Origin of the sequence: uncultured Pseudacidovorax sp., from assembly GCF_913773995.1 — a bacterium.
GTDB lineage: Bacteria > Pseudomonadota > Gammaproteobacteria > Burkholderiales > Burkholderiaceae_C > Xenophilus.
In genome coordinates this window covers 1-24208 of record NZ_CAJYES010000256.1, presented here as the reverse complement: position 1 = coordinate 24208, position 24208 = coordinate 1, and the positions used below count along the sequence as shown (strand labels likewise).

The 24208-nt window shown below is 69.6% G+C and carries 23 protein-coding genes; 12 read left to right on the top strand and 11 right to left on the bottom strand.

The annotated features are described in order from the left end of the window. Together QZ772_RS25025 and QZ772_RS25020 are read right to left on the bottom strand one after the other, a co-directional pair. On the bottom strand, window positions 1-355 hold a 355-nt coding region (locus QZ772_RS25025), incomplete at its 3' end, for a LysR family transcriptional regulator (RefSeq protein ID WP_295532504.1). A gap of 155 nt (window positions 356-510) precedes the next feature. Then, window positions 511-1590, bottom strand: coding sequence for a purine nucleoside permease (locus tag QZ772_RS25020; protein ID WP_295532502.1), 1080 nt, complete (start codon window positions 1588-1590; stop codon window positions 511-513). A 177-nt stretch (window positions 1591-1767) separates the two neighbouring features. On the opposite strand from QZ772_RS25020, the gene QZ772_RS25015 reads away from it, so the two are divergent. Beyond that, complete coding sequence (locus tag QZ772_RS25015; protein WP_295532500.1) at window positions 1768-3306, top strand: glycine betaine ABC transporter substrate-binding protein; 1539 nt, start codon at window positions 1768-1770, stop codon at window positions 3304-3306. 119 nt (window positions 3307-3425) lie between these two features. Here the strand turns inward: QZ772_RS25015 and QZ772_RS25010 are convergent, their stop codons facing one another. Beyond that, window positions 3426-4016, bottom strand: coding sequence for an NAD(P)H-dependent oxidoreductase (locus QZ772_RS25010; protein ID WP_295532498.1), 591 nt, complete (start codon window positions 4014-4016; stop codon window positions 3426-3428). A gap of 84 nt (window positions 4017-4100) precedes the next feature. Next, window positions 4101-5009, bottom strand: a complete 909-nt coding sequence (locus tag QZ772_RS25005) for a LysR family transcriptional regulator (RefSeq protein ID WP_295532508.1) — start codon at window positions 5007-5009, stop codon at window positions 4101-4103. 316 nt (window positions 5010-5325) lie between these two features. Here QZ772_RS25005 and QZ772_RS25000 point away from each other — a divergent pair, with 316 nt between their 5' ends. Genes QZ772_RS25000 through QZ772_RS24975 form a run of 6 tightly spaced genes read left to right on the top strand, consistent with a single transcriptional unit; the run spans window position 5326 to window position 11049 of the window. Then, window positions 5326-5979 (top strand): hydrolase, encoded by a 654-nt coding sequence (locus QZ772_RS25000; RefSeq protein WP_295532496.1) that lies wholly within the window; start codon window positions 5326-5328, stop codon window positions 5977-5979. Window positions 5980-5995: 16 nt separating this feature from the next. Continuing rightward, window positions 5996-6268, top strand: coding sequence for a DUF1427 family protein (locus QZ772_RS24995; RefSeq protein WP_294372668.1), 273 nt, complete (start codon window positions 5996-5998; stop codon window positions 6266-6268). Between the two features lie 41 nt (window positions 6269-6309). After that, window positions 6310-8202, top strand: coding sequence for an amidohydrolase (locus QZ772_RS24990; protein ID WP_295532494.1), 1893 nt, complete (start codon window positions 6310-6312; stop codon window positions 8200-8202). Continuing rightward, complete coding sequence (locus QZ772_RS24985) at window positions 8202-8597, top strand: DoxX family protein (RefSeq protein ID WP_295532492.1); 396 nt, start codon at window positions 8202-8204, stop codon at window positions 8595-8597. Before QZ772_RS24990 ends, QZ772_RS24985 begins: the two co-directional genes overlap by 1 nt. Then, on the top strand, window positions 8590-10173 hold the full coding sequence (locus tag QZ772_RS24980; RefSeq protein ID WP_295532490.1) for an MFS transporter: 1584 nt from the start codon (window positions 8590-8592) through the stop codon (window positions 10171-10173). Before QZ772_RS24985 ends, QZ772_RS24980 begins: the two co-directional genes overlap by 8 nt. A 51-nt stretch (window positions 10174-10224) precedes the next feature. After that, window positions 10225-11049, top strand: coding sequence for an alpha/beta hydrolase (locus tag QZ772_RS24975; RefSeq protein WP_295532488.1), 825 nt, complete (start codon window positions 10225-10227; stop codon window positions 11047-11049). Window positions 11050-11089: 40 nt separating this feature from the next. On the opposite strand, the gene QZ772_RS24970 is transcribed toward QZ772_RS24975, so the two are convergent. Together QZ772_RS24970 and QZ772_RS24965 are read right to left on the bottom strand one after the other, a co-directional pair. After that, entirely contained in the window at window positions 11090-11995 is a 906-nt protein-coding gene (locus QZ772_RS24970) for an AraC family transcriptional regulator (RefSeq protein WP_295532486.1), read from the bottom strand. A gap of 23 nt (window positions 11996-12018) precedes the next feature. Next, window positions 12019-12702, bottom strand: coding sequence for a TetR family transcriptional regulator (locus tag QZ772_RS24965; RefSeq protein ID WP_295532484.1), 684 nt, complete (start codon window positions 12700-12702; stop codon window positions 12019-12021). Between the two features lie 95 nt (window positions 12703-12797). On the opposite strand from QZ772_RS24965, the gene QZ772_RS24960 reads away from it, so the two are divergent. Next, window positions 12798-13967 (top strand): MFS transporter, encoded by a 1170-nt coding sequence (locus tag QZ772_RS24960; RefSeq protein ID WP_295532482.1) that lies wholly within the window; start codon window positions 12798-12800, stop codon window positions 13965-13967. 332 nt (window positions 13968-14299) lie between these two features. Here QZ772_RS24960 and QZ772_RS24955 read toward each other — a convergent pair whose 3' ends face one another. The 5 genes from QZ772_RS24955 to QZ772_RS24935 form a co-directional block, all read right to left on the bottom strand. Further along, on the bottom strand, window positions 14300-15736 hold the full coding sequence (locus QZ772_RS24955) for an aldehyde dehydrogenase family protein (RefSeq protein WP_295532480.1): 1437 nt from the start codon (window positions 15734-15736) through the stop codon (window positions 14300-14302). Between the two features lie 31 nt (window positions 15737-15767). Further along, entirely contained in the window at window positions 15768-17105 is a 1338-nt protein-coding gene (locus tag QZ772_RS24950) for an enolase C-terminal domain-like protein (protein WP_295532478.1), read from the bottom strand. Window positions 17106-17220: 115 nt separating this feature from the next. Further along, window positions 17221-18132, bottom strand: a complete 912-nt coding sequence (kdgD, locus tag QZ772_RS24945; protein WP_295532477.1) for a 5-dehydro-4-deoxyglucarate dehydratase — start codon at window positions 18130-18132, stop codon at window positions 17221-17223. Between the two features lie 54 nt (window positions 18133-18186). Then, window positions 18187-19161 carry a tripartite tricarboxylate transporter substrate binding protein gene (locus QZ772_RS24940; RefSeq protein WP_295532476.1) on the bottom strand — a complete coding sequence of 325 codons (975 nt, stop codon included), beginning with the start codon at window positions 19159-19161 and terminating at the stop codon, window positions 18187-18189. A 123-nt stretch (window positions 19162-19284) separates the two neighbouring features. After that, window positions 19285-20061 (bottom strand): FadR/GntR family transcriptional regulator, encoded by a 777-nt coding sequence (locus QZ772_RS24935; RefSeq protein WP_295532474.1) that lies wholly within the window; start codon window positions 20059-20061, stop codon window positions 19285-19287. A 170-nt stretch (window positions 20062-20231) separates the two neighbouring features. Between QZ772_RS24935 and QZ772_RS24930 the strand changes: the two genes are divergently transcribed. The 4 genes from QZ772_RS24930 (at window position 20232) to QZ772_RS24915 (ending at window position 24154) form a co-directional block, all read left to right on the top strand. After that, window positions 20232-21260, top strand: a complete 1029-nt coding sequence (locus QZ772_RS24930; RefSeq protein WP_295532472.1) for a LacI family DNA-binding transcriptional regulator — start codon at window positions 20232-20234, stop codon at window positions 21258-21260. A gap of 130 nt (window positions 21261-21390) precedes the next feature. Next, window positions 21391-22221, top strand: a complete 831-nt coding sequence (locus QZ772_RS24925; RefSeq protein ID WP_295532470.1) for an NAD(P)-dependent oxidoreductase — start codon at window positions 21391-21393, stop codon at window positions 22219-22221. Between the two features lie 4 nt (window positions 22222-22225). Then, on the top strand, window positions 22226-23116 hold the full coding sequence (locus QZ772_RS24920) for an SMP-30/gluconolactonase/LRE family protein (RefSeq protein WP_295532468.1): 891 nt from the start codon (window positions 22226-22228) through the stop codon (window positions 23114-23116). Between the two features lie 72 nt (window positions 23117-23188). Further along, window positions 23189-24154 (top strand): TRAP transporter substrate-binding protein, encoded by a 966-nt coding sequence (locus QZ772_RS24915; protein ID WP_295532506.1) that lies wholly within the window; start codon window positions 23189-23191, stop codon window positions 24152-24154. Window positions 24155-24208: the final 54 nt, after the last annotated feature.

Here is a 24208-nt window from a genome sequence, read left to right as displayed (position 1 = left end):
CCGGAAAGATCTGGAGAAACTCCTCCAGCGTGGACGGCAGCAGTTCCTCGAAGAAGGAATCCATGGCCGCGACCTTGACCTCGCCGCTGCGTTCGCCGCGCAGGGCATCGATCTCGGTGCGCACCAGCTGGTACTGCTGCAGCGTCTCCTGCGCATGGCGCAGCAGCCGCTCGCCGGCCGGGTTCAGGCGCAGGCCGGCGGGCAGGCGGTCGAAGAGTTCGCAGCCCAGTTCCTCTTCCAGCTTGAGGATCTGGCGGTTGACCGCGCTGGCCGCGACGAAGAGCTGCTCGGAAGCCTTGCGCACCGAGCCGCAGCGGGCCACTTCGACGAAGTACTTGAGGACGCTGGCATGCATGCGGGGACTGTAGCGGCGACGCCGGTCCTGAGACGCCGAGCGGTACCGCCGCGGGGGCAAGGCGGATCAGTCACCCCAAGCCGTTCGGGCTGAGCCTGTCGAAGCCGTGGGCATAAGTCCCTCGACCCTTTAGACAAGCTCAGGACAAGCCAAGCTCAGGGCGCCATCGACGGCACACCGGCGCGCCACTGCGGCCAGTTGGCGACGATGTGGTCCACCACGCGCGAGCCCACGCGCTCGATGTTCAGCACCGTCTCGGCAAAGCCGCCGGCCGTCTCGCCCGGCGCCGGGTCCAGATGGGCCAGCGTGGTCTCGCGCGGGTTGCCCTGGTCGAAGTTGACGGCGCCGCGCAGGCTCATCACGCGGCTGGTGCCGTGGGTGCGGTTGATGACCAGCGTGATGGCCGCGGCCTCCATCTCGGTGATGACGTAGTCGTCGGCGCCGTAGAGCTTGGCGATGTACTGCGCCTCCTTCGACAGGCCGGGGCCGTGGAAGAAGGTGTCGCCCGTCATATGCGTGCCGGTGCCCACGAAGGGCGCGCGGCGAGCCGCCGCGTCCGGATAGCGCAGGCGGTAGGCGCGGGCCTTGTCGTCGTCGGACAGCGGCGTGTCGGCCGACAGCTTCATGGCCCAGCCGACCAGGGCCGGGTTGAGCTGGAAGCGACGGTAGTTCTCGTAGCCCTTGCGCGGCATGAAGGTCGGCGCGCCGGCCGTGTTCTCTTCGGGTGCCCATCGATGACCCAGGTCGTAGTCGATGAGCCAGGTGGCCCAGCTCACCATGCCGATGGTGCCGCGCGAGGGCGGCGTGCCGGCCACGCCCGACAGGATGTAGTACGACTCGGAAAAGTCGAAGCGCGGATCGAGCAGGATGGCCTGCATCGACGAGGACGAATTGACCTTGCCCATGCCCAGCACCGCGCCGCACACGCCATCGGAATTGCAGTAGACGGGGCTCAGCGCGCCCTTCACGGCGATGGGCGCACTGTTGCGCCAGTAGCGCTCATACCAGTGCTGGAACTCACCGGCACGGTCGCCGGTGTTCTGGCCGATCTCGAACATGGCGGCCACGAAAACCTTGACGCGCACCGGCGCCGCAGCGGTGGGCGCGGGTGCGGCCATGGGCGCCGTCGACGCCGCCGTCGGCGCGGCGGTCTGGGTGGAGGCGCAGCCCGCGGCCAGCACGGCCGCCAGGGCCAGGCCGGCCATGCGCAGCCAGGAGAAAGTGGAAGAGGACATCGGCAAAGGTCTTTCGAAGGGGTGGTGTCGTCGAGGGCGAGGGCCGTTCGGCCCGGGCGTCCGCGGGTGCGGATGCTAGGCAGAGCGCCCGATGCCGGGAAGCGCCGAATTTCGCGCGGGGCGTGCGAAGGTTTCGAACACCCGACGCAGCGCAGCGCCAACCCTAAACTGATCCGCATGACCGCACCTCGCACCGCATGGCACATCAGGCCCTGGCATGCCTGCCTGCTCGTTCTAGCCCTGTTATGGCGACCCGCGGGCGCAGCCGACAACGGCGAGCTGCGCGTCGGCTCCAAGCGCTTCACCGAGTCGTACATCCTGGCCGAGGTGCTGGCCCAGACGGCCGCGCCCCATCTGCAGCGCGCGCCGACGGTGCGCCAGGGCCTGGGCAACACGGCCATCGTCTACGAGGCGCTGCGCTCGGGCGGCATCGACCTCTATGCCGAATACACCGGCACCATCGCGCTGGAGATCCTCAAGAGCCCGAAGCCGCTCGCGCCCGAGGCGATGCGCGCCGCGCTCGCGCCGCTGGGCCTGGGCATGGCCGTGCCGCTGGGCTTCAACGACGGCTATGCGCTGGCCATGCGCGCCAGCGAGGCCGAACGCCTCGGCATCCGCACGCTGGGCGACCTGGCGAAGCACCCCGAACTGCGCCTGGGTCTGACCAACGAATTCATCGGCCGCGCCGACGGCTGGCGCGGCGTGGCCGCGCGCTACGGCCTGCCGCAGCGGCCCACCGGGCTGGACCATGGCCTGGCCTACGACGCCATCGGCGCCGGCCAGGTGGACGTGATCGACATCTACACCACCGACGCCAAGATCGAGCACCTGGGCCTGACGGTGCTGCAGGACGACCGCGGCTACTTTCCGCGCTACGACGCGGTGCTGCTCTACCGCCTGGACCTGCCGCAGCGCCTGCCCCAGGCCTGGGCCGCGCTGCAGCAGCTGCACGGCCGCATCGACGAGGCCGCCATGATCCGCATGAACGCGCGGGCCGAGCTGCAGGGCGCCGCCTTCGCCGATATCGCGCGCGACTTCCTGGCCGGCGGCAAGCCCGCCGATACCGACGCCACGCGCGGCTTCATCGCCAAGCTGTTCGGGCCCGACCTGGGTCGGCTGGCGCGCCAGCACCTGATGCTGGTGGCCATCTCGGTCGGCCTGGCCCTGCTGATCGGCCTGCCGCTGGCGATGGCGGTGTTCGCGCATGTCCGCCTGCGGGCGGTGGTGCTGGGCCTGACCGGCCTGCTGCAGACGGTGCCCTCGCTGGCGCTGCTGGCAATCCTGATCTCGGCGCTGGGCGCCATCGGCACGCTGCCCGCGCTGGTGGCGCTCACGCTCTATGCGCTGCTGCCCATCATGCGCAATGCGGTGACCGGCCTGGCCGAGGTGCCCGCGGGCATCGTGCAGGCCGGCACGGCGCTTGGCATGACCGCCGCGCAGAACCTGCGCCTGGTGCGGCTGCCCCTGGCGCTGCCCACGCTGATCGCCGGTGTGCGCACCGCCACCACCATCGCCGTGGGCACGGCGACCATCGCGGCCTTCATCGGTGCCGGCGGCTTCGGCGAGCGCATCGTCACCGGCCTCGCACTCAACGACCGTGCACTGCTGATGGCCGGCGCCCTGCCGGCGGCGGCGCTGGCGCTGGTGTCGGAGTTGCTGTTCGAGGGGCTGGAAGCGCTGCTGCGTCGGCGCCGCGCCCCAGCCCTTACGGGCTAGGCCCGCACGGCGCTTTTGGGCTGATCCAACCCGGCCGTTCGGGCTGAGCCTGTCGAAGCCTCGCCCGAGCCGCACTGCACGGCAGCAGGCATGGCCGCGCGCAACGGCCGCGCCTGCGTTCAATACGGCGGCGCCTGCGTCGCCCGCTGCACCCGCGCCGCATTCGTCCACCAGGCCAGGTCGTCCGCCCAACGCGGAAAGGCCTTGGCCAGCGACTTGCCGGCATCGCCCGTCGGCTCGCCCTTCTCGTCCAGCGTCTGCGAAATCGGGCCCACCGCCAGCGTGCTGGAGATCACCACCATGCCCATCTCCGACAGGATCGAATGCCAGGCCGTGCCCGAGCGCACGCCCGAGAAGCGGCCGGCCGAGTAGCTGGCAATCGCGGCCGGTCGCCAGAACCATTCCTCCAGGAAGTGGTCGGTGAGGTTCTTCAACCCCGGCTGCACGCCCCAGTTGTATTCGCCGGTGACGAAGACGAAGGCATCGGCCTCCCGGATCTTGCCGGCCAATACCTCCAGGGCCGCGGGCGCCTGGCCCTTGGGATGCTCCTTGTACATGCGGTCCAGCATGGGCAGGCCCACGGCCTGGGCGTCGATGAGTTCGGGCTCGGCGCCGCGCGCCTTGAGCTGGGCCACGATGTAGTCCGCCAGGCGGATGCCCATGCGGTCGGCGCGGTAGGAACCGTAGAAGACGAGGATCTTGTCGGGCATGCGTGCTCCTGTGAGGGGGCCCCGATCATCCGTGATCCGCATGGCGCCGGCCGCGCAGCGGCAATGGCGGCCAGACCCGATGCCTCACGCACTGCGGGGCAGCAAGGCCGGCACCAGCGGGCGCTGCAGGCGCTCGCGCCACCACTGCAGGGCACGACCGCCGGCCCCGGTCTTCCAGGCCAGGAAGAAGTTCTCCGGTGGGCGGCCTTCCTCGATGGGCACGGCGACCAGGCTGCCTCGTGCCAGGTCGGCCTCGACGCAGGCGCGCGGCAGAAAGCCATGCCCCAGCCCGCTGCGCTGGCAGGCGATCTTGGCCGCCATGGAGGACACCGTGATGCGCGGCTGCCCGGCCGTGAGGCCGACCGTGCGGTCCGACAGCGAACGCGCCGTGTCGCCCACCACGATGGCGGTGTGGGCCAGCAGGTCGGCATGGCGCAGCGGTCCCTTGGCCCGCGCCAGCGGATGCTGGGGCGCGACGCAGAAGACGAAGTCCAGCGTGCCCGCCGGATACACCTGATAGCCGCCGCCGGCCGGCCCTTCGCCCGCGGCGATGACGAGATCGGCCCGGCCGTCACGCAGCGCCTCCCAACTGCCGGACAGGGCTTCGCAGCCCACGCGCAGGCGGGTGCCGCAACGCAGCGCCTCGAAGTCGCGGATGTCGTCCATCAGCGCCTCGGTCGGGATGAGCGAGTCGTGCACCAGCCGCAGCTCGGACTCGTAGCCGGTGGCCACCTGGCGCATGCGCGATTCGAGCGTGGCGGCGGCACCCAGCAGCCAGCGGCCCTCGTCCAGCATCTCGCGCCCCGCCGCGCTCAGTTCGACGCGCGGACCCTGCCGCTCGAACAGGCGCAGGCCCAGCTGCTCCTCCAGCTTGGCCACGGCATAGGAGATGGTCGAGGGCACGCGGTTCAAGCGCACGGCGGCTGCGGCGAAGGAGCCGTGGCGGTCGATGGCGTCGACCAGTTCGATGGCCTCGAGGGTGAGCTTGAGCATGGGCGTCGTGGAGCGGTGCGGACCATCGAAAACTTCGATGCTCACGAATGGAAAAACTCGCCAACGGCGCAGCGAGCGACGCGGATGATTCATCCATTCCAGCGAATCCACAAGTGAGCCGTACTCCGAAAGGCTGGGCGGCCCACCGGTGAAGTATTTCGATGGAATGCGAGAAAGACAGGCAGCCAGCAACCGTGCACGGCCCGCCCGCCAAACGTTCAAAAAGCCCGACCAATCGACAAGACGTGCACCGACCGGCCCGACGAGCATCCGCCCCTCGCAAGCCGTCTCTGCATCCGCAAACGAGGAACCGACCATGACCGTCCAAGCCAAGCCCACCCCCGGCGCCCTGCTGCTCGCACCGCAGGATCACACGCTGATCCTGATCGACTTCCAGTCGCAGATGGCCTTTGCCACGCACTCCATCGACGCGACCGTGCTGCGCAACAACGCGGCGCTGGTGTCGCGGGCGGCGGCCGGCTTCGGCGTCTCGACCATCCTGACCACCGTGGCCGAGAAGAGCTTCTCGGGCCCCATGTTCAGCGAGATCACCGAAGCCTTCGCCGGCCAGGCCATGCTGGACCGCACCTCGATGAACACCTGGGAAGACGCGGCCGTGATCGAGCGCGTGAACGCCATCGGCAAGCCGCGCATCGTGCTGGCCGGCCTGTGGACCAGCGTGTGCATCGTCGGCCCGGCCCTGTCCGCGCTGGACCAGGGCTTCGAGGTCTACGTGATCGCCGACGCCTGTGGCGACGTCTCTCCCGAAGCCCATGAGCGCGCCATGCAGCGCATGGTGCAGGCCGGCGCCCGGCCCATGACCTCGCTGCAGTACCTGCTGGAACTGCAGCGCGACTGGGCCCGCGGCGAAACCTACGAGTTGACCACCGGCATCGCACGCCAATGGGGCGGCGCCTACGGACTGGGCGTCACCTATGCCAAGACCATGTTCGGTGCCCACGAAGGCTGACGCGGCGGACACCACGATGAAGCCCTACCTGCTTTCGCTGGCCGTCGGCATCCTGGTCGGCGTGATCTATGCCCTGGTCCAGGTGCGCTCGCCCGCGCCGCCCGTGATCGCCCTGGTGGGGCTGCTGGGCATCCTGCTCGGCGAGCAGATCCCGCCGCTCGTGCGCAGCTGGATCCGCCCCGACGCCGTCTCCACGTCGTGGCTGCACCAGCAGGTCAAGCCGCATGTGTTCGGCGAGCTGCCGCAATGCGCCAAGGCGGAAGCGCCGCTGCCGCGCGAGAAGGCCTGAGCACGCCGACTGCACCACGAAAACCTGCCCGGAGAAACGACATGGCCCAAGCCACCCCCGCTCCCGACCTCATCCTGCACAACGGCCGCTTCACCACCCTCGACCGCGGCAATCCGACGGCCGAGGCCGTGGCCATCCGCGACGGGCGCTTCCTGCGCGTGGGCCGCAGCGCGGACGTGCTGCCGCTGGCGGGCGCCGCCACCCGCTTGGTCGACCTGCAGAGCCGCGCCGTGTTGCCAGGCCTGATCGACAACCACCTGCACATCATCCGCGGCGGCCTGAACTTCAACCTGGAGTTGCGCTGGGACGGCGTGCGCAGCCTGGCCGACGCCATGGCCATGCTGCGCCAGCAGGTCGCGATCACGCCAGCGCCGCAATGGGTGCGCGTGGTCGGCGGCTTCACCGAGCACCAGTTCGCCGAGAAGCGCCTGCCCACCATCGACGAGCTCAACGCCGTCGCCCCCGACACGCCCGTCTTCATCCTGCACCTGTACGACCGCGCCCTGCTCAACGGCGCCGCGCTGCGGGCCGTGGGCTATGGCAAGGACACGCCAGCGCCGCCCGGCGGCGAGATCGTGCGCGATGCCGCCGGCAACCCCACCGGCCTGCTGCTGGCCAAGCCCAATGCGGCCATCCTCTACGCCACCCTGGCCAAGGGGCCGAAGCTGCCGCCCGAGTACCAGCTCAACTCCACCCGCCACTTCATGCGCGAACTCAACCGCCTGGGCGTGACCGGCGCCATCGACGCCGGCGGGGGCTTTCAGAATTACCCGGAGGACTACCAGGTCATCCAGCAACTCGCGGACGCGGGGCAGCTCACCATCCGCCTGGCCTACAACCTCTTCACGCAGAAGCCCAAACAGGAGAAGCAGGACTTCCTGAACTGGACAGCGTCCTCGAAATACAAGCAGGGCGACGACTACTTCCGCCACAACGGCGCGGGCGAGATGCTGGTGTTCTCGGCCGCCGACTTCGAGGACTTCCGCCAGCCGCGGCCCGACATGGCGCCCGAGATGGAAGGCGAGCTCGAAGAAGTGGTGCGCGTGCTGGCCCAGAACCGCTGGCCCTGGCGCCTGCATGCCACCTACGACGAGACGATCAGCCGCGCGCTGGACGTGTTCGAGAAGGTCAACCGCGACACGCCGCTGGCGGGCCTGAACTGGTTCTTCGACCATGCCGAGACGATCTCGGAGCGCTCCATCGACCGCATCGCGGCACTGGGCGGCGGCGTGGCCGTGCAGCACCGCATGGCCTACCAGGGCGAGTACTTCGTCGAACGCTACGGCAGCGCCGCGGCCGAGGCCACGCCGCCGGTCAAGCGCATGCTCGAGAAGGGCATCCATGTGTCGGCTGGCACCGACGCCACGCGCGTGGCCTCGTACAACCCCTGGGTCTCGCTGTCATGGCTGATCACCGGCCGCACGGTGGGCGGGCTGCAGATCACGCCGCAGCGCAACCTGCTCGACCGCGAGACCGCGCTCCGCATGTGGACCGAGAAGGTCACCTGGTTCTCGAACGAGGAAGGCCGCAAGGGCCGCATCGAGGCCGGGCAGTTCGCCGATCTGGTCGTGCCCGACCGCGACTTCTTCGCCTGCCCCGAATCCGACATCGCCGACACCAGCGCGCTGCTCACGATGGTGGGCGGCAAGGTCGTCTACGGTGCGGGTCCCTTCGCCACGCTGGATGAAGGCGGCCCACCGCCGGCCATGCCCGACTGGTCGCCCGTGCGCCGCTACGGCGGCTACGGCGCCTGGGGCGCGCAGGAAGGCGCACCGCTGCAGGCCACCCTGCGGCAGGCGGCCGCATCCTGCGGCTGCGCGAGCGCCTGCAATGTGCATGGCCATGCGCATGCGAGCGCCTGGGGCAGCCGGCTGCCGGTGAGGGACCTCAAGAGCTTCTGGGGCGCGCTGGGCTGCGCCTGCTGGGCGGTCTGATGGGCTGGACGCAGTCTTCGTGGATCAGGCCCGTCTGCCTGCTGCTGCTGTGCGCGGCCTACCTGCAGGGCGGACTGGTCAAGGCCTTCGACTTCACCGGTGCCGTGGCCGAGATGCAGCATTTCGGCATCGCGCCCGCCGCGCCGATGGCGCTGGCCGTGATCGTGCTCGAACTCGGCGCCTCGGGTCTGGTCATCAGCGGCCGGCTGCGCTGGCTGGGGGCACTGGTGCTCGCCGCCTTCACGCTGGGTGCCACCCTGGTCGCGCTGCGCTTCTGGGAGATGCCGCAGCCGCAACGCTTCATGGCGGCCAATGCCTTCTTCGAGCACCTGGGCCTGGTCGGCGGCTTCCTGCTGGTGGCCTGGCTCGATGCGCGGGAACGGCGGCATGGCTGAGGCGGGCAAGGAGAGCGGCAGCTTCGCGCCCCTGCGCCTGCCGGTGTTCGCCGTGCTGTGGTGCGCCACGGTGTTGGGCAATATCGGCAGCTTCATGCGCGACGTGGCCAGCGGCTGGCTGGTCACCGACCTGTCGCCCAGCCCCACCGCCGTCGCGCTGATCCAGACGGCGGCCACACTGCCGGTCTTCCTGCTGGCCATTCCGGCCGGCGTGCTGTCGGACATCCTGGACCGCCGGCGCTTCCTCATCGCCGTGCAGCTGCTGCTGGCGGGCGTGAGCGCGGCGCTGCTGGTGCTCTCCCGCACCGGCGGGCTGACGGTGGAGCTGCTGATCGTGCTGACCTTCGTGGGCGGCGTGGGCGCGGCACTGATGGGGCCGACCTGGCAGTCCATCGTGCCCGAGCTGGTGCCGCGCGCGCAGCTCAGGAACGCGGTGGCGCTCAACTCGCTGGGTGTGAACATCGCCCGCGCCGTCGGGCCGGCCCTTGGCGGCCTGCTGCTGGCCAGCTTCGGCGCGGCCATGACCTACGGTGCGGACGTGCTGAGCTACGTCTTCGTCATCGCCGCGCTGCTGTGGTGGCGCCGGCCGGCGCCCGCGGCGGACGAGGGCCTGTCCGAGAACTTTCTCGGCGCCTTCCGCGCCGGCCTGCGCTATGCACGCGCCAGCCGCGAACTGCACGTGGTGCTGGTGCGGGCGGCGGTCTTCTTCCTGTTCGCGAGCGCGGCCTGGGCGCTGCTGCCCCTGGTCGCACGCCAGATGCTTCAGGGCACCGCCGGCTTCTACGGCGTGCTGATGGGTGCCGTCGGCGCGGGCGCCATCGTCGGTGCGCTGGTCATGCCGCGGCTGCGCGCCCGGCTCGATGCGGACGGGCTGGTGCTGCTGGCCTCGGTGCTCACGGCGGTGGTGCTCGGCGCGCTGGTGCTGGCCCCGCCCCAGTGGCTGGCCGTGTTGATGCTGCTGGTGCTGGGCGTGGGCTGGATCACTGCCCTGACCACGCTCAACGGCGTGGCCCAGGCCGTGCTGCCCAACTGGGTCCGTGGCCGCGGCCTCGCCGTCTACCTGACGGTGTTCAACGGTGCCATGGCCGCGGGCAGCCTGGGCTGGGGGCTGGTGGCGCAGCAGATCGGCGTGCGCGGCGCGCTCGGCGCCGCGGCGCTGGGCCTGCTGGTGGTGGCCCTGCTCTTCCACCGCGTGCGCCTGCCCGCGGGCGACGCGGACCTGCAGGCCTCACGGCACTGGCCGGAGCCGCTGCTGGCCGAGCCCATGGCCCATGACCGCGGCCCGGTGATGATCCAGATCGAGTACCGCATCCGCGCGGAAGACCGCCCCGCCTTTCTGGCCGCCGTGCGGCGCCTGGCGCCCGAGCGCCGCCGCGACGGCGCCTATGCCTGGGGCCTGCACGAGCACACGGCCGATCCGCAGCGCATCGTGGAATGGTTCATGGTCGAGTCCTGGGCAGAGCACCTGCGCCAGCACCACCGCGTGTCCCAGGTCGATGCGGACCTTCAGGGCGAGGTGGTCCGCTACCACATCGGTCCGGGCCAGCCCGAGGTCCACCACTTCCTGGCGCTCTGAACACCAGAGCCGCTTTCCCCCCCCTGTCTTCCTCAACCCCTGGAGATTTGCATGAGCTTCCTCACCCTGCGCGACGGAACCGACCTCTACTACAAGGACTGGGGCAGCGGCCAGCCCGTCCTGTTCAGCCACGGCTGGCCCCTGAGCGCCGACATGTGGGACGCCCAGATGATGTTCTTCGCCGAGCGCGGCTACCGCACCGTCGCCTTCGACCGCCGCGGCTTCGGCCGCTCCGGCCAGCCCTGGACCGGCTACGACTACGACACCTTCGCCGACGACATCTCGGAACTGATCGAGGCCCTGGACCTGAAGGACGTCGTTCTGGTGGGCTTCTCGATGGGCGGGGGCGACGTGACGCGCTACATCGCCCGCCATGGCAGCGGCCGCGTGGCCCGGCTGGCACTGGTCAGTGCGGTGACGCCGCTGTTCGTCAAGACGGCGGACCATCCGGAGGGACCCGAGCCCGCGATGTTCGAAGGCCTGCGCGCCGGGCTGATGGCCGACCGGCCGCAGTTCCTGGACGACTTCAGCGCCATCTTCTACGGCACCAACCGACCGGGGGCCACGCCGGTGTCGCAGGGCATCTTCAAGCAGACGCTGCAGATTGCGCTGCAGGCCTCGATCAAGGGCACGCTGGACTGCGTGACGGCCTTTTCCGGCACCGACTTCCGCGCCGACATGGCCAAGATCGATGTGCCCACGCTGGTCATCCATGGCGACGACGACCAGGTGGTGCCCATCGAGGGCACGGGCAAGCTCGCCGCACAGATGATCAAGGGCGCCACGCTCAAGGTCTACCCCGGTGCGCCCCACGCCACCTGCACCACGCACAAGGACCAGGTCAACGCCGACCTGCTCGCGCTGATCGGGGGCTGATCGCGCGGCGGCCGCCCGGGATCGATGCCGGCGTTGGTCCTCAGTGGCCGGCGCTGCGCCGCCAGGTTCCCGGCGGCATGCCCATGTGCCGGGTGAACACGCGGGTGAAGTGGCTCTGGTCCGCAAAGCCACAGGCAAGCGCGATGGCCGCCAACGACAGCCCGGGCTGCGCAAGCAGTGCCTGGGCACGTGCCAAGCGCTGCGCCTGCACCCACTGATAGGGCGTCTGGCCGGTCGTCTCGCGGAAGGCCTCGATGAAATAGCTGCGCGACAGGCCACAGGCCTCGGCCACGGCCTGGGCGCTCTGGTCCCCATCCACGCGCAACGACAGCATCTCCTTGGCGCGCGCTTCCTGACGGGGTGACAGCCGACGGCGCGGACGCGTGCCGGCCAGCTGCGCGGCGCCTGCGCGCAAGAGCAGCTGGGCAGCCATCGCCGCCGTGACCTGCTCGACGAACAGGCCGCATCCCGGCTGCGGCCGACCGAGCGCGGGCAGCAGCGCCAGCGCCAAGTGGTGCAGCACCGCGTCATGGGCCCCCACCGGCGAGGCCGCCAGCAGTTCGCCCAGAGCCAGGGGCCGCTCCGTGGTCTGGCGCAGCACGGCCTGCGGGAACTCCACCAGCAGGAAGTCGAAACCCGTCTTCATGTCGGCGCGGTAACGCTCGCCGAAGTCGCGCAGGTAGATCGCGCCGCAGCCGAAGTCGTGCGTGCTGGCGTGCCGCGCGTGCACGATGCGCCGGCGATGCCCCGGGGCGAGCGAAATGCCCAGCAAGAGGCCCCTGTCCGAGGGCGCGGTCTCCACCGGCCCCAGCTCGGTCATCGTCACGGCCTTGCGATAGACACGGACGCCACCCGCGTCGAGCTCGTCATCGTGCACCAGCGTGCTGGCGGTGCAGCCGAGCGCATCGCGTGGCGCCATCGTCGAAAGCGAAGGGGTGAGGTGCATGGAATCTCCGCAGTGGCCCGACATCATCCACGCTTTCGCACAGCGTGCGCGCAACGGCCGGGCGGTGCGGGCTCCGGCAGCGCGCCCAGGCCCACAAGATACGCGCAGAACATGTCGGCCATGGCGGCCGAGTAGGCCTCGATCTCGGCCGGCTTGCGGGGCTTGTCGGAAAAGGCCTTGCCCACGCCGCTCAGCGTGTCCAGGATCAGGTCGCCGGCGCGGGTGCGCGTGGGGCTGTCCACCTCGGGCAGCACCGCCTTCAAGAAGACGCGGAAGGCCCGGGCGCTGGTCGCCCGTGCTTCGCCGGCCTCGGGCGCATCGCGGTACATCGGGGCCGCATCGGCCAGCGCGGTGCGCACCTCGGCCTCCTCGCATTCGGAGCGGATGAAAGCCTGCACCAGTCGCCGCAGCCGAGCGAGCGGGGGCAGGGCCTCGTCCTCCAGGATGCCGCGCATCAGCGTGGTGGTGCGCTGCCATTCGTCGCTCTGCAGCCGGAACAGGATCGCCGCCTTGTTGGGAAAGTACTGGTAGAGCGAACCGACGCTGACGCCCGCCTTCTCCGCCACACGGGCCGTGGTGAAGCGCTGCGCGCCCTCCTGGGCCAGAACCTGAACAGCCGCTTCGAGCACCGCCGCCACCAGGTTGGCGGAGCGGGCCTGCTGGGGCTCCTTTCTCGAGGACAGAGGTGCGCTGCGACGTGGGCTCATGGCGGGGGCTGCGAATGCGAATGGAAAACATGACGAACTCGTCGCATTATCTGCGTATGACTTCAAGACCTTCTCCAACGACTTCTTCCGCGCCGATGCCGCTGCCCTTCTGGTGGCTGGTCGGCGTGCTCTTCGTGGCCTGCCTGTGCGTGGGCATGACGCTGCCGACGGTGCCGCTCTTCGTGGCCGGCGCACTGGGCCTGGGCAATGCCTGGGCCGGGCTGGCGGTGGGCATCGCCTTCCTGGCCACCATCCTCAGCCGCGGCTTCGCCGGCACGCTCACCGACCGGCAGGGTGCCAAGGTGGCGACGGTGCGCGGCCTGTTCTTCTACATCGCCGGCGCGATGGTCTGCCTGGCGGCCGGCCTGCCGGACCTGCGTGCCATCGCGGCGTACGAGGTGCTGCTGATCGGGCGCCTGCTCATCGGTGTGGGCGAAAGCCTGGTGGCCGTGGGCACCATCACCTGGTGCATCGGGCTGGTGGGGCCGGCCCGCTCGGGCCAGGTGCTGGCGTGGATCGGCGCCGCCATCTACGGCGCCCTGGCCGTGGGCGGGCCGCTGGGCATCGCGCTGTACGACGGTCTAGGTCTGGCCGGTGCGATGGCCGTGGCCACCGGCCTGCCGGCGCTGGCGCTGCTGGCCGTGGCACGGCTCGACGGTCTGCCCGTGATGGCGGCCGCCCAACGGCCGTCGATCTGGCGCGTGGTCGGCCGCATCGCGCCCCAGGGGGCCATCGTGTGCCTGCAGGGCATCGGCTTCGCCGCCATCGGCGCCTTCTTCGCGCTGCATTTCCGGGCCCAAGGCTGGGCGCATGCGGGCCTGGGCCTGACCGCATTCGGCGCCGGCTTCGTGCTGGTGCGGCTGCTGTTCGGCGGCCTGCCCGACCGCATCGGCGGCCTGCCGGTGGCCGCCGCCTCGCTGGCCGTGGAGACACTGGGCCAGGCGATTCTGTGGAGCGCCGCCACGCCGACCGCAGCATTGGCCGGCGCCTTCATGACGGGCCTGGGCTGTTCGATGGTGTTCCCGGCCATGGGCCGCGACGTGGTGCATCGCGTGGCCCCGCCGCTGCGCGGCACGGCCATGGGCGCCTTCTCGGCCTTCCAGGACCTGGCCTACGGCTTGACCGGTCCGCTGGCCGGGCTGCTGGCCGACCGGGTGGGCTACCGCGGCGTGTTCCTCGTCGGCACCGTCGCGGCAGCGCTGGGACTGGCCATTGCGCTGGGACTGTGGATCGCAACGCGCCGGCCCGCCCTGACGTCCCATTGAAACGACAACGGCCGGCAGACGGCGATGAAGCCACCTGCCGGCCGCAAGGCCGAACACGTCATGTCAGTTTTCCACAGCGCTGCGTGCCACCCACGCCACATGAAACTGGCGCGAGGCCAATGATCAAATGGCCGCGGAGCAGGCCACGCGCGGTCACCCGAGGAACTGGCTTTGCCAGGCCTCTGGGTACGCCACCCTGCTAATCGAAGGGCCGCGGAGCAGGCCAAGCCCGTGCACCCGCGGAACGGGCTTGGCCCGGCCGCCGGGTGCGCCCCTTGAGGGGGATTGGACTTCCACACGCAGTGAGGAAGTCCAAACGGGGTGGTTTCATCTCAAGCCAGCGTGTACGCCGTCTTCACCGTGGTGAAGAACTCCTGCGCATAGCGCCCCTGCTCACGCGGCCCGTAGCTGCTGCCCTTGCGGCCGCCGAAGGGCACGTGGTAGTCCACGCCCGCGGTAGGCAGGTTGACCATCACCATGCCGGCCTGGCTGTGGCGCTTGAAGTGGGTGGCGTACTTCAGGCTGGTGGTGGCGATACCGGCCGACAGGCCGAATTCGGTGTCGTTGGCGGTGGCCAGGGCTTCCTCGTAGTCCTTCACGCGGATCACGCTGGCCACCGGGCCGAAGATCTCCTCGCGGTTGATGCGCATGGTCTTGCCGCTGTCGCTGAACAGCGCCGGTGCCATGTAGAAGCCTTCGGTGCCCAGGGCCAGGCGCTCGCCGCCCACCGCCAGCGTGGCGCCCTCGGCCTTGCCGATCTCGACATAGCTCAGGTCCTGCTCCAGCTGCGACTGGCTGGAGACGGGGCCGATGTCAGTGCCCTGCGCCAGCGCGTCGCCCACCTTGATCTTCGCCATGCGGGCCTTCATGGCCTCGATGAAGCGCGGGTAGATGCCCTCGGTCACGATCAGCCGGCTCGACGCGGTGCAGCGTTGGCCGGTGGAATAGAAGGCGCTCTGCACGCACAGCTCGACCGCCTGGTCCAGGTTGGCGTCGTCCAGCACCACCTGCGGGTTCTTGCCGCCCATCTCCAGCTGCACCTTCTTGCCGCTCTTGACGCACTCCAGCGCGATGCCGCGGCCGACGCCCACCGAGCCGGTGAAGCTGATCGCGTGGATGCCTGGATGCTGCACCAGCGCATTGCCGATGACGCTGCCGCGCCCCATCACCAGGTTGAACACGCCGGCCGGAATGCCCGAGCGGTGGATGATCTCGGCCAGTGCCCAGCTGCTGCCCGGCACCAGGTCGGCGGGCTTGAGCACCACGCAGTTGCCGAAGGCCAGGGCGGGCGCGATCTTCCAGGCCGGGATGGCGATGGGGAAGTTCCACGGCGTGATCAGGCCCACCACGCCCACCGGCTCGCGCGTGATCTCCACGCCGATGCCCGGGCGCACCGAAGGCACGGTCTCGCCCGACAGGCGCAGGCACTCGCCGGCGAAGAACTTGAAGATCTGACCGGCGCGGGTGACCTCGCCGATGCCTTCGGCGCGGGTCTTGCCCTCCTCGCGCGCCAGCAACGCGCCCAGCTCTTCCTTGCGGGCCAGGATCTCGGTGCCGATCTTGTCCAGCGCGTCGCTGCGCGCCTGCACCGAGCCGGTGGACCAGGCCGGGAAGGCTGCGGTCGCAGCCGCCACGGCGGCATCCACATGCGATGCATCGCCCTGCGTGTACTGGCCGATCACGTCCGCCAGGTTGCTGGGGTTGAGGTTGGGGCTGTAGCTGGCACCGGCCAGCCATTCACCGTTGATGAGGTTGTTGAATTCGCTCATGAGGAGACTCCTTGTCGAATGACGGGGTGGCTCAGCGCACCATCGCCGGGCGCTTGTTGTCGAACTTCCAGCCGGGGATCAGGTACTGCATGGCGATCGCGTCGTCGCGCGCGCCGAGGCCATGCTGCTGATACAGCGCGTTGGCACGCTGCAGTGCGGCCCGGTCCACGGTGACGCCCAGGCCCGGGACCTTGGGCACCTCGACGAAGCCGCCGCGGATCTGCAGCGGGTTCTGCGTGAGGAACTGGCCGTCCTGCCAGATCCAGTGCGTGTCGATGGCCGTGACCTTGCCGGGCACGGCTGCCGCCACATGCGTGAACATGGCCAGCGAGATGTCGAAGTGGTTGTTGGAATGCGAGCCCCAGGTCAGGCCCCAGTCGCGGCAGGTCTGGCCCACACGCACGCTGCCGGCCATCGTCCAGAAATGCGGGTCGGCCAGCGGAATGTCCACCGACTGCAGCGACAGTGCATGCACCATCTGCCGCCAGTCGGTGGCGATCATGTTGGTGGCGGTGGGCAGGCCGGTGGCACGGCGGAACTCGGCCATCACCTCGCGGCCGCTGAAGCCGCCTTCGGCGCCGCACGGGTCCTCGGCATAGGCCAGCACGCCGCGCATGTCGCGCATCAGGCGGATGGCGTCCTTGAGCGGCCAGCCGCCGTTGGGATCGAGCGTGACGCGGGCCTCGGGAAAGCGCTTGGCCAGTGCGGTGACGGCCTCGATCTCCTGTTCGCCGGCCAGCACGCCACCCTTGAGCTTGAAGTCGTTGAAACCGTAGCGCGCGTGCGCGGCCTCGGCCTGGCGGACGATGGCCTCGGGCGTCATGGCGGTCATGTGGCGCACCTGGGCCCAGTCGTCGCTGGCGCTGGTGTCCTCGCCGGGCTTCACGTAGGGCAGATCGGTCTTGTCGGAAGGGCCGACGAAGAACAGGTAGCCGAGCATCTCCACCCGCTCGCGCTGCTGGCCCTCGCCCAGCAGGGCCGCCACCGGCACGCCGAGGTGCTGGCCGAGCAGGTCGAGCAGCGCCGACTCGATGGCCGTGACCGCATGCACGCCGATGCGCAGGTCGAAGGTCTGCAGGCCGCGGCCGCCCGGGTCGCGGCCGGCCAGCGCCTGTTGCACGCGCTGCAGCAGCTGCAGGTGCGTGCCGATGGACTGGCCGACTAGCTGCGGGCGGCTGTCCTCCAGGGCCTGGCGGATGCCCTCGCCGCCGGGCACTTCGCCCACGCCGGTGCGGCCGGCGCTGTCGTGCACCAGCAGCACGTTGCGGGTGAAGAAGGGCGCGTGGGCACCGCTGAGGTTCATCAGCATGCCGTCGCGGCCGGCGACCGGGATGACTTCGATGTCGGTGATGGTGGGCGTGTGGCTCATGATCGACGGAGACGGATGGGGAAAAGCGGCCCGCGCTCATCGCGCGGCCGCTTCGATGGCCGGTCAGCTGCGGGGCGCCAGCCGCCCCGGAGTGTGCCGGCATGCAGTGCCTGGATTACTGCGGGCCCAGCTTGGCGATCAGCCCTTCCAGAGCGGCGTACTCGTCCGCCTTGAGGTCGGTCAGCGGCGTGCGCACCGGGCCGGCATCGTGCCCGACGATCTTGGCGCCGGCCTTGACGATGCTCACCGCATAGCCCTGGCCCTTGTTGCGGATGGCCAGGTAGGGCATGAAGAAGTCCTTCAGCAGGCGATGCTGCGTGGCCATGTCGTCGTCCCGCACGGCTTCGTAGAACTGCATCGCTGTCTTCGGGATGAAGTTGAAGACGGCCGACGAGTACACCGGCGTGCCCAGCGCCTTGTAGGCCGCCGCATAGACCTCGGCCGTGGGCAGACCGCCCAGGTAGGCGAAGCGGTCGCCCATAGTCAGGAAGATGGAACTCATCAGCTCGATGTCGCCGATGCCGTCCTTGAAGCCGATCAGGTTGGGGTTGCGCTCGGCCAGCTTCGCCAGCGTCTCGGGCATCAGCTTGGCCTGGCCGCGGTTGTAGACGATGACACCGAACTTGACGCTCTTGCACACGGCCTCGACATGGGCGGCCAGGCCTTCCTGGCCGGCTTCGGTCAGGTAGTGCGGCAGCAGCAGGATGCCGTGGGCGCCGGCCCGCTCGGCAGCCTGGGCGCACTGGATGGCGAAGCGCGTGGGGCCGCCGGCGCCGGCAATGATCGGCACCTTGCCGCGGCAGGTGTCGACGGCGGTCTTGATGATCTCGGGGTACTCGTCGGCAGTGAGCGAGAAGAACTCGCCGGTGCCGCCGGCCGCGAACAGCGCGCTGGCGCCGTAGGGGGCCAGCCATTCGAGGCGCTCGATATAGCCCTTCTTGTCGAAGTTGCCCTCGGCGTCGAAGTCCGTCAGCGGGAAGGACAGCAGGCCGGAGCCCATGATGGTCTTGAGATCTTGCGGGTTCATTTGCGGGTTTCCTAAAAGCGTTTGTTGAAAGAAGAAGAAAAAGAAGGGAAGCGCTCAGTCGAGCTTGATGCCGGCCTGCCGCACCACGGTGGCCCAGCGGGCACGTTCCTTGTCGAAGAACTGCTCTTCCTGGGCGCCGGTCATGGTCACGACCTCAGCGCCCTGCCCTGCGAGGCGCGAGCGCACCTCGGCAGAGCGGATGGCAGCGATGAATTCGCGGTTGAGCCGCTGCACGATGGCGTCGGGCGTGCCGCGCGGCGCCTTGACGCCCTGCCAGGTGCCGGACTCGAAGCCGGGCACACCCTGCTCGGCGATGGTGGGCACGTCGCCCACCAGCGGCATGCGCGTCGGCTTGGAGACGCCCAGCAGCTTGAGCTTGCCGCTCTGCACATGCGGCAGGGTGGCGAGCATGCCGTTCATCAGCACCTGCGTCTGGCCGCCGACCGTGTCCTGGATGGCCTGCACACCGCCCTTGTAGGGCACATAGGTCCAGCGGGCGCCGCTGGCGCGCTCCAGCGCCACGCCGGCCAGGTGCGGGGCGCTGCCGGTGGCGGTGACGGCGAAGTTCAGGTCGCTGGTCTTCGACAGCGCCACGAGCTCCTGCAGCGTGTTGGCCTTGACCGAGGGGTGCACCACCAGCAGATGGGGCGAGTAGGCCAGCATGGTCACGCCACGCAGGTCCTTGGACGGGTCGAAGGGCAGCCTGGTGTAGACGGAGGGGCTGATGGCCAGCGCGCCCACGTCGCAGAGCAGCACGGTGTAGCCGTCCTGCGCCGCCTTGGCGACCATGTCCGCGCCCAGGTTGCCATTGGCACCGGGCTTGTTGTCCACGATGACGCTCTGGCCCAGCGCCTGCGACAGCGGCTGGCTGATGGCCCGGGCGATGATGTCGGAGGAGCCGCCCGGTGGGTAGGGCACCACGATGCGGATCGGCTTGGACGGCCAGGTGTCCGCGGCGCGGACGGCGCCCGAGGCCACGAGCGCAGCACCTGAGGCACCACTGACGAACTGCCGGCGATTGAGGTTCATGTCTGTCTCCGTCTGGGTGTTGACGCGTGGCGGCTTGGGTGAAGCGTGGTTGTCGGCCGTCTTGTTGTCAGTCATCGTACAACTAAGTCCACTCCTTTCCACGGCAAAGACCCCACGCCGCGCTCAGGTTGGGGCTGCGGAAGCCTGGCGCTGCGCCGCCTCCTCGCGCGCTCGGCGCAGGCGCTCGCGGCTGTTGGTCAGGTGGATGCGCATGGCGGCGCGCGCGGCATCGGCATCGCCTCGGGCGATGGCCGAGAAGATCTCCTCGTGCTCCCGGTTCACGCGCTCCAGGTATTCGCCGCGGTGGGCCTGGTTGCGGATCGCGCTGACGCGCGTGCGCGGAATGATGTTGGTGCCCAGGTGACCGAGGATCTCGGCGAAGTAGGGATTGCCGGTCGCCTGCGCGATGGTGAGGTGGAAGCGGAAGTCCGGTGAAATGGAGTCGCCCGCGTCCCCCGCGTCCTGCGCGAAGGCGTCAAGGGCTTCCCGCATCGCCTGAAGATGGGCTTCGGAGTGGCGATGTGCGGCGAGGCCAGCGGCTTCGGTCTCCAGGCTGATGCGCAGCTCCAGCACCGCCATCACATCGACCGCGGTGGGAATCTCTGACGCATCCAGGCTGAACATGCCGGCCGCCCGCGGCGGCAGCACGAAGGTGCCGATGCCATGGCGCGTCTCGACCAGCCCTGCTGCCTGCAGCCGGGACAACGCCTCGCGTACCACCGTGCGGCTCACGCCGTAGGTCTGCATGATGGCCGACTCGGTGGGCAGCTTGTCGCCCGGGCGGAGCTGGCCGGCCCGGATGCGCTCACCCAGGTCGTCCACCAGGCCATGCGCCAGGCCACGCGCCCGGCGCTGCGGCAAGACCCGCACGGCCTCATCCTCGGCAGGGGTCGCGGGCATGGCTGGAGCAGTCGGACGGGGCATGGAAGTCATCATAAGACTTCAACCAGTTGTACGACAACCTATGACCTGACTGATTTCCCGCGGGCGCTGACATGCAGCGTCGCCGCAAGGCGCGCACTTTGTGGCATGGTCGCGCTCCCGCCCTGCCCTCTCTGCCCTGCCTGTCCATGAGTTCTCCGCGCAAGCGCGCTGCCACCATCCGCGACGTCGCCCTGGCGGCGAAGGTCTCCACCGCCACGGTGTCCAAGTTCGTCAACGGCGGCCAGCGCTTCACTGCCGAGGTGGAGGCCCGCATCACGCAGGCCGTGCGCGAGCTGGGCTATTCGCTCAACCCGATGGCCCGCGGCATGATCACCGGCCGCACGGGCAACGTCGGCGTGGTGATCCTGGACATCCGCAACCCCTACTTCACCAGCCTCGTCAGCGGCGCCGCGCGGGTGGCGGCCGCGGGTGGGCTCAACCTGATCATTGCCGACGCGGCCGAAAGCACCTCGCCCGAACTGGGCGTCCTGCAGTCGCTGTGCAGGCGCGTGGATGGCCTGGTGGTCAGCGCCCGCCTGCCGGCCGCCGCCATCCAGGGCGTGCTGGACAGCGGCACGCCGGTCGTCTTCTTCGGCCGCCCCTCGCCCTATCCTCAGCACGCCAGCGTGGGTTGCGACAGCCATCAGGCCGGGCTGATGCTCGGCCGTCATCTGCGGGACCTCGGCCATCGCCGCATCACCTACCTGGGGTTTTCGGGCGCGCGCTGGAGTGCGGACCGCGAACGCGGCCTGCGCGAAGCCTTCCAGGGCGTCAAGGCGAGCGTGCGCACGGTGGATGCGTCGGCGCCGTCGACCGAGGAAGGCGAACGACTGGCCTCCAGCCTGCTGCTCTCGCCGGAACGGGGCGATGCCATCGTGGCCTACAACGACCTGCTGGCCATGGGCCTGCTGCTGGAGGCCAAGTCGCTGGGCATCGCGGTGCCGGACGAGGTGTCGGTGGCGGCCTTCGACAACATCGCCTACGGCCGCCTGGTGAGCCCTGCGCTGACCAGCGTGGACATGATGGGCGAGGCCACGGGCGAGCTGGCCATGCGGCGGCTGATCGGCGCCATCCACGGCGAAGACGTTGCAGCGCAGGAAAACGTTATACCTCCGCGACTCGTCGCCCGGGATTCGACGCGAAGACCCATCAAGGGTAAGCACCTAGCGCGCTGAACTTGACGCCAGGCCGGGCCGTGCGCACCATCGCGCCCAGCCCTTCGTGGCTTTTTTCAAGTCACGAAGTTAAACGTTTACCTTGACGCGGCATTGCTGTGTGTCCCGTCGATCACAGGCCGCCGATTCCATGACCGCCCCTTTCCTCTCCAGTCCTGACCGTCGCTTGCAGCGGCTGCTGCTCACCGGCGCGGCCGGTGGCCTCGGCAAGGTGCTGCGGGAGCGGCTCGTGCCATTTACCGAACGACTGCGCGTCTCGGACATCGCGCCCCTGGGCGAGGCCCGTGGCCCCCACGAGGAGGTCATGCCCTGCGACCTGGCCGACAAGACGGCCGTGCACGATCTGCTGGCAGGCTGCGACGCCGTGGTCCATCTGGGCGGCATCTCGGTGGAGCGGCCCTTCGAGCAGATCCTCGAAGCCAACATCAAGGGCATCTACAACGTCTACGAGGCCGCACGCCGGCAGGGCGTCGGGCGCATCGTGTTCGCCAGCTCCAACCATGTGATCGGCTTCTACAAGCAGACCGAGCACATCGACGCCACTGCCATGCGCCGGCCCGATGGCTACTACGGCCTGTCCAAGTCCTTCGGCGAGGACATGGCGCAGTTCTACTGGGACCGGTACGGCATCCAGACGGTGAGCATCCGCATCGGCTCCTCGTTCCCGGCACCGGCAAACCGCCGGATGATGAGCACCTGGCTCAGCTACGACGATCTCACGCGACTGGTGGAACGGTCGCTCTTCACGCCGGATGTGGGCCACACGGTGGTCTTCGGCGCCTCGGCCAACCGGGAGGTGTGGTGGGACAACCGCGCCGCCGCCCATCTGGGCTGGGTGCCGCAGGACGATTCCGAGGTCTTCCGCGCGCAAGTCGAGACCCAGCCACCGGTGGCGGCCGACGACCCCAACGCCATCTACCAGGGCGGCGCCTTCACTGCCCAGGGCCCCTTCGGAGACTGAGGCCGTGCAGGCATCCCGAGCCGAACTCGTCGTCGACGCGCGCCATGGCACCGGCGAGAGCCCGGTGTGGCATGTGGGCGAGCAGGCGCTCTACTGGGTGGACATCCCTGGCCGCACGCTCAACCGCTGGGCGGCGGCCGACGGCCACCGGCCGTGGGCCACGCCGCAGATGCCCGCCTGCATCGCCGCCGTGGCGGGCCGGCCCGGCCAGTGGCTGGCCGGCATGGAGGACGGCGTGCACACGCTTACCCTCGGCTCCGGCAGCCAGGCGCAGCTAACGGCCCTGGCACCGGTGCAGCATGTCGGCCCAGGCATGCGCTTCAACGACGGCCGCTGCGACCGCCAGGGCCGCTTCTGGGCCGGCACCATGCTGATGGACATGGGTGCGGCCGCCCGGGTCGGCGTGCTCTACCGGCTGGACGGCGCCACGCTGCAGCCGGTGCTGGACGACCTGATAACGCCCAACGGCCTGGCCTTCAGCCCGGACGGCCGCACGATGTACCTGTCGGATTCGCATCCCGAGGTGCAGGCCATCTGGGCCTTCGACTACGACCCCGACACGGGTACGCCTTCCAACCGCCGACTCTTCGTCGACATGACGCCGCTGCCCGGCCGACCCGACGGTGCCGCCATCGACATCGACGGCGGCTACTGGATCTGCGGCAACGACGCCGGTGTGGTGCACCGCTTCACGCCCGAGGGCCGGCTGGACCGCTCGCTCGAAGTGCCGGTGAAGAAGCCCGCCATGTGCGCCTTCGGCGGGTCTGCGCTCGACACGCTGTTCGTCACCTCGATCCGGCCGGCCGGCGATCTGTCGGATCAACCCCTGGCCGGCGGCGTGTTCGCGCTGCGGCCCGGCACGCAAGGCCTGCCCGAGCCAGCCTGGCGACCCTGAAGCGTCGAAGAACACACACCGCCACCACCGCCCATCCGGGAACAACGAGAGGAAGACAACATGACCAAGACCATCCGTTTCAAGACCACCCTGCTGGCCCTGGCCGCCAGCGTTGCGACGCTCGCGGCGCACGCCACCGAGTTCCGCTCGGCCGACATCCACCCCGACGACTACCCGACGGTCACCGCCGTGAAGTTCATGGGCGAGCGGCTCAAGCAGCTGTCGGGTGGCAAGCACAGCATCAAGGTGTTCAACAACAGCGCGCTGGGCAGCGAGAAGGACACCATCGAGCAGACCAAGATCGGCGCGCTGCAGATGGTGCGCGTGAACATCGCGCCCATGAACAACATCTGCCCCGAGACGCAGGTGCCGACCATGCCCTTCCTGTTCCGCTCCACGGACCACCTGCACAAGGTGCTGGACGGCCCGATCGGCGAGGACATCCTCAAGAGCTGCGAGAAGCAGGGCTTCATCGGCCTGGCCTTCTACGACAGCGGCGCCCGCTCGATCTACACCGCCAAGAAGCCGGTGCGCAGCCTGGCCGATGTGAAGGGCCTGAAGATCCGCGTTCAGCAGTCCGACCTGTGGGTGGCGCTGGTGGAGGCCATGGGCGGCAATGCCACGCCCATGCCCTTCGGCGAGGTCTACACGGCGCTCAAGACCGGGCTGGTGGATGCGGCCGAGAACAACTATCCATCGTACGAGAGCTCGCGCCACTTCGAGGTGGCCAAGTACTTCGCCAAGACCGAGCACTCGATGGCGCCGGAGATGCTGCTCTTCTCCAAGCGTGCCTGGGACCGCCTCTCGCCCGAGGAGCAGGGCTGGATCCGCCAGGCGGCCAAGGAGTCGGTGCCCTACATGCGCAAGCAGTGGGCCGAGCGCGAGGCCAAGTCGCTGGCGGCCGTGAAGGCTGGCGGCGCCGAGATCATCGAGATCGACAAGAAGCCCTTCGAAGCCGCCATGAAGCCCGTATACGACAAGTTCATCACCGACGCGCGGCTGAAGGACCTGGTCAAGCGGGTTCAGGACACGCAGTAAGCGCGCAGGGGTTGGCCCCTTCCCCCACTGGGGGAAGGCAGGGATGGGGGCCAG

Bases quoted from the DNA above. Each gene is read 5' to 3' on its own strand.
- QZ772_RS25020 (WP_295532502.1), bottom strand. From the start codon at position 1,590: ATGTCCTCTTCCACTTTCTCCTGGCTGCGCATGGCCGGCCTGGCCCTG.
- QZ772_RS25015 (WP_295532500.1), top strand. From the start codon at position 1,768: ATGACCGCACCTCGCACCGCATGGCACATCAGGCCCTGGCATGCCTGC.
- QZ772_RS25010 (WP_295532498.1), bottom strand. From the start codon at position 4,016: ATGCCCGACAAGATCCTCGTCTTCTACGGTTCCTACCGCGCCGACCGC.
- QZ772_RS25005 (WP_295532508.1), bottom strand. From the start codon at position 5,009: ATGCTCAAGCTCACCCTCGAGGCCATCGAACTGGTCGACGCCATCGAC.
- QZ772_RS25000 (WP_295532496.1), top strand. From the start codon at position 5,326: ATGACCGTCCAAGCCAAGCCCACCCCCGGCGCCCTGCTGCTCGCACCG.
- QZ772_RS24995 (WP_294372668.1), top strand. From the start codon at position 5,996: ATGAAGCCCTACCTGCTTTCGCTGGCCGTCGGCATCCTGGTCGGCGTG.
- QZ772_RS24990 (WP_295532494.1), top strand. From the start codon at position 6,310: ATGGCCCAAGCCACCCCCGCTCCCGACCTCATCCTGCACAACGGCCGC.
- QZ772_RS24985 (WP_295532492.1), top strand. From the start codon at position 8,202: ATGGGCTGGACGCAGTCTTCGTGGATCAGGCCCGTCTGCCTGCTGCTG.
- QZ772_RS24980 (WP_295532490.1), top strand. From the start codon at position 8,590: ATGGCTGAGGCGGGCAAGGAGAGCGGCAGCTTCGCGCCCCTGCGCCTG.
- QZ772_RS24975 (WP_295532488.1), top strand. From the start codon at position 10,225: ATGAGCTTCCTCACCCTGCGCGACGGAACCGACCTCTACTACAAGGAC.
- QZ772_RS24970 (WP_295532486.1), bottom strand. From the start codon at position 11,995: ATGCACCTCACCCCTTCGCTTTCGACGATGGCGCCACGCGATGCGCTC.
- QZ772_RS24965 (WP_295532484.1), bottom strand. From the start codon at position 12,702: ATGAGCCCACGTCGCAGCGCACCTCTGTCCTCGAGAAAGGAGCCCCAG.
- QZ772_RS24960 (WP_295532482.1), top strand. From the start codon at position 12,798: ATGCCGCTGCCCTTCTGGTGGCTGGTCGGCGTGCTCTTCGTGGCCTGC.
- QZ772_RS24955 (WP_295532480.1), bottom strand. From the start codon at position 15,736: ATGAGCGAATTCAACAACCTCATCAACGGTGAATGGCTGGCCGGTGCC.
- QZ772_RS24950 (WP_295532478.1), bottom strand. From the start codon at position 17,105: ATGAGCCACACGCCCACCATCACCGACATCGAAGTCATCCCGGTCGCC.
- kdgD (WP_295532477.1), bottom strand. From the start codon at position 18,132: ATGAACCCGCAAGATCTCAAGACCATCATGGGCTCCGGCCTGCTGTCC.
- QZ772_RS24940 (WP_295532476.1), bottom strand. From the start codon at position 19,161: ATGAACCTCAATCGCCGGCAGTTCGTCAGTGGTGCCTCAGGTGCTGCG.
- QZ772_RS24935 (WP_295532474.1), bottom strand. From the start codon at position 20,061: ATGCCCGCGACCCCTGCCGAGGATGAGGCCGTGCGGGTCTTGCCGCAG.
- QZ772_RS24930 (WP_295532472.1), top strand. From the start codon at position 20,232: ATGAGTTCTCCGCGCAAGCGCGCTGCCACCATCCGCGACGTCGCCCTG.
- QZ772_RS24925 (WP_295532470.1), top strand. From the start codon at position 21,391: ATGACCGCCCCTTTCCTCTCCAGTCCTGACCGTCGCTTGCAGCGGCTG.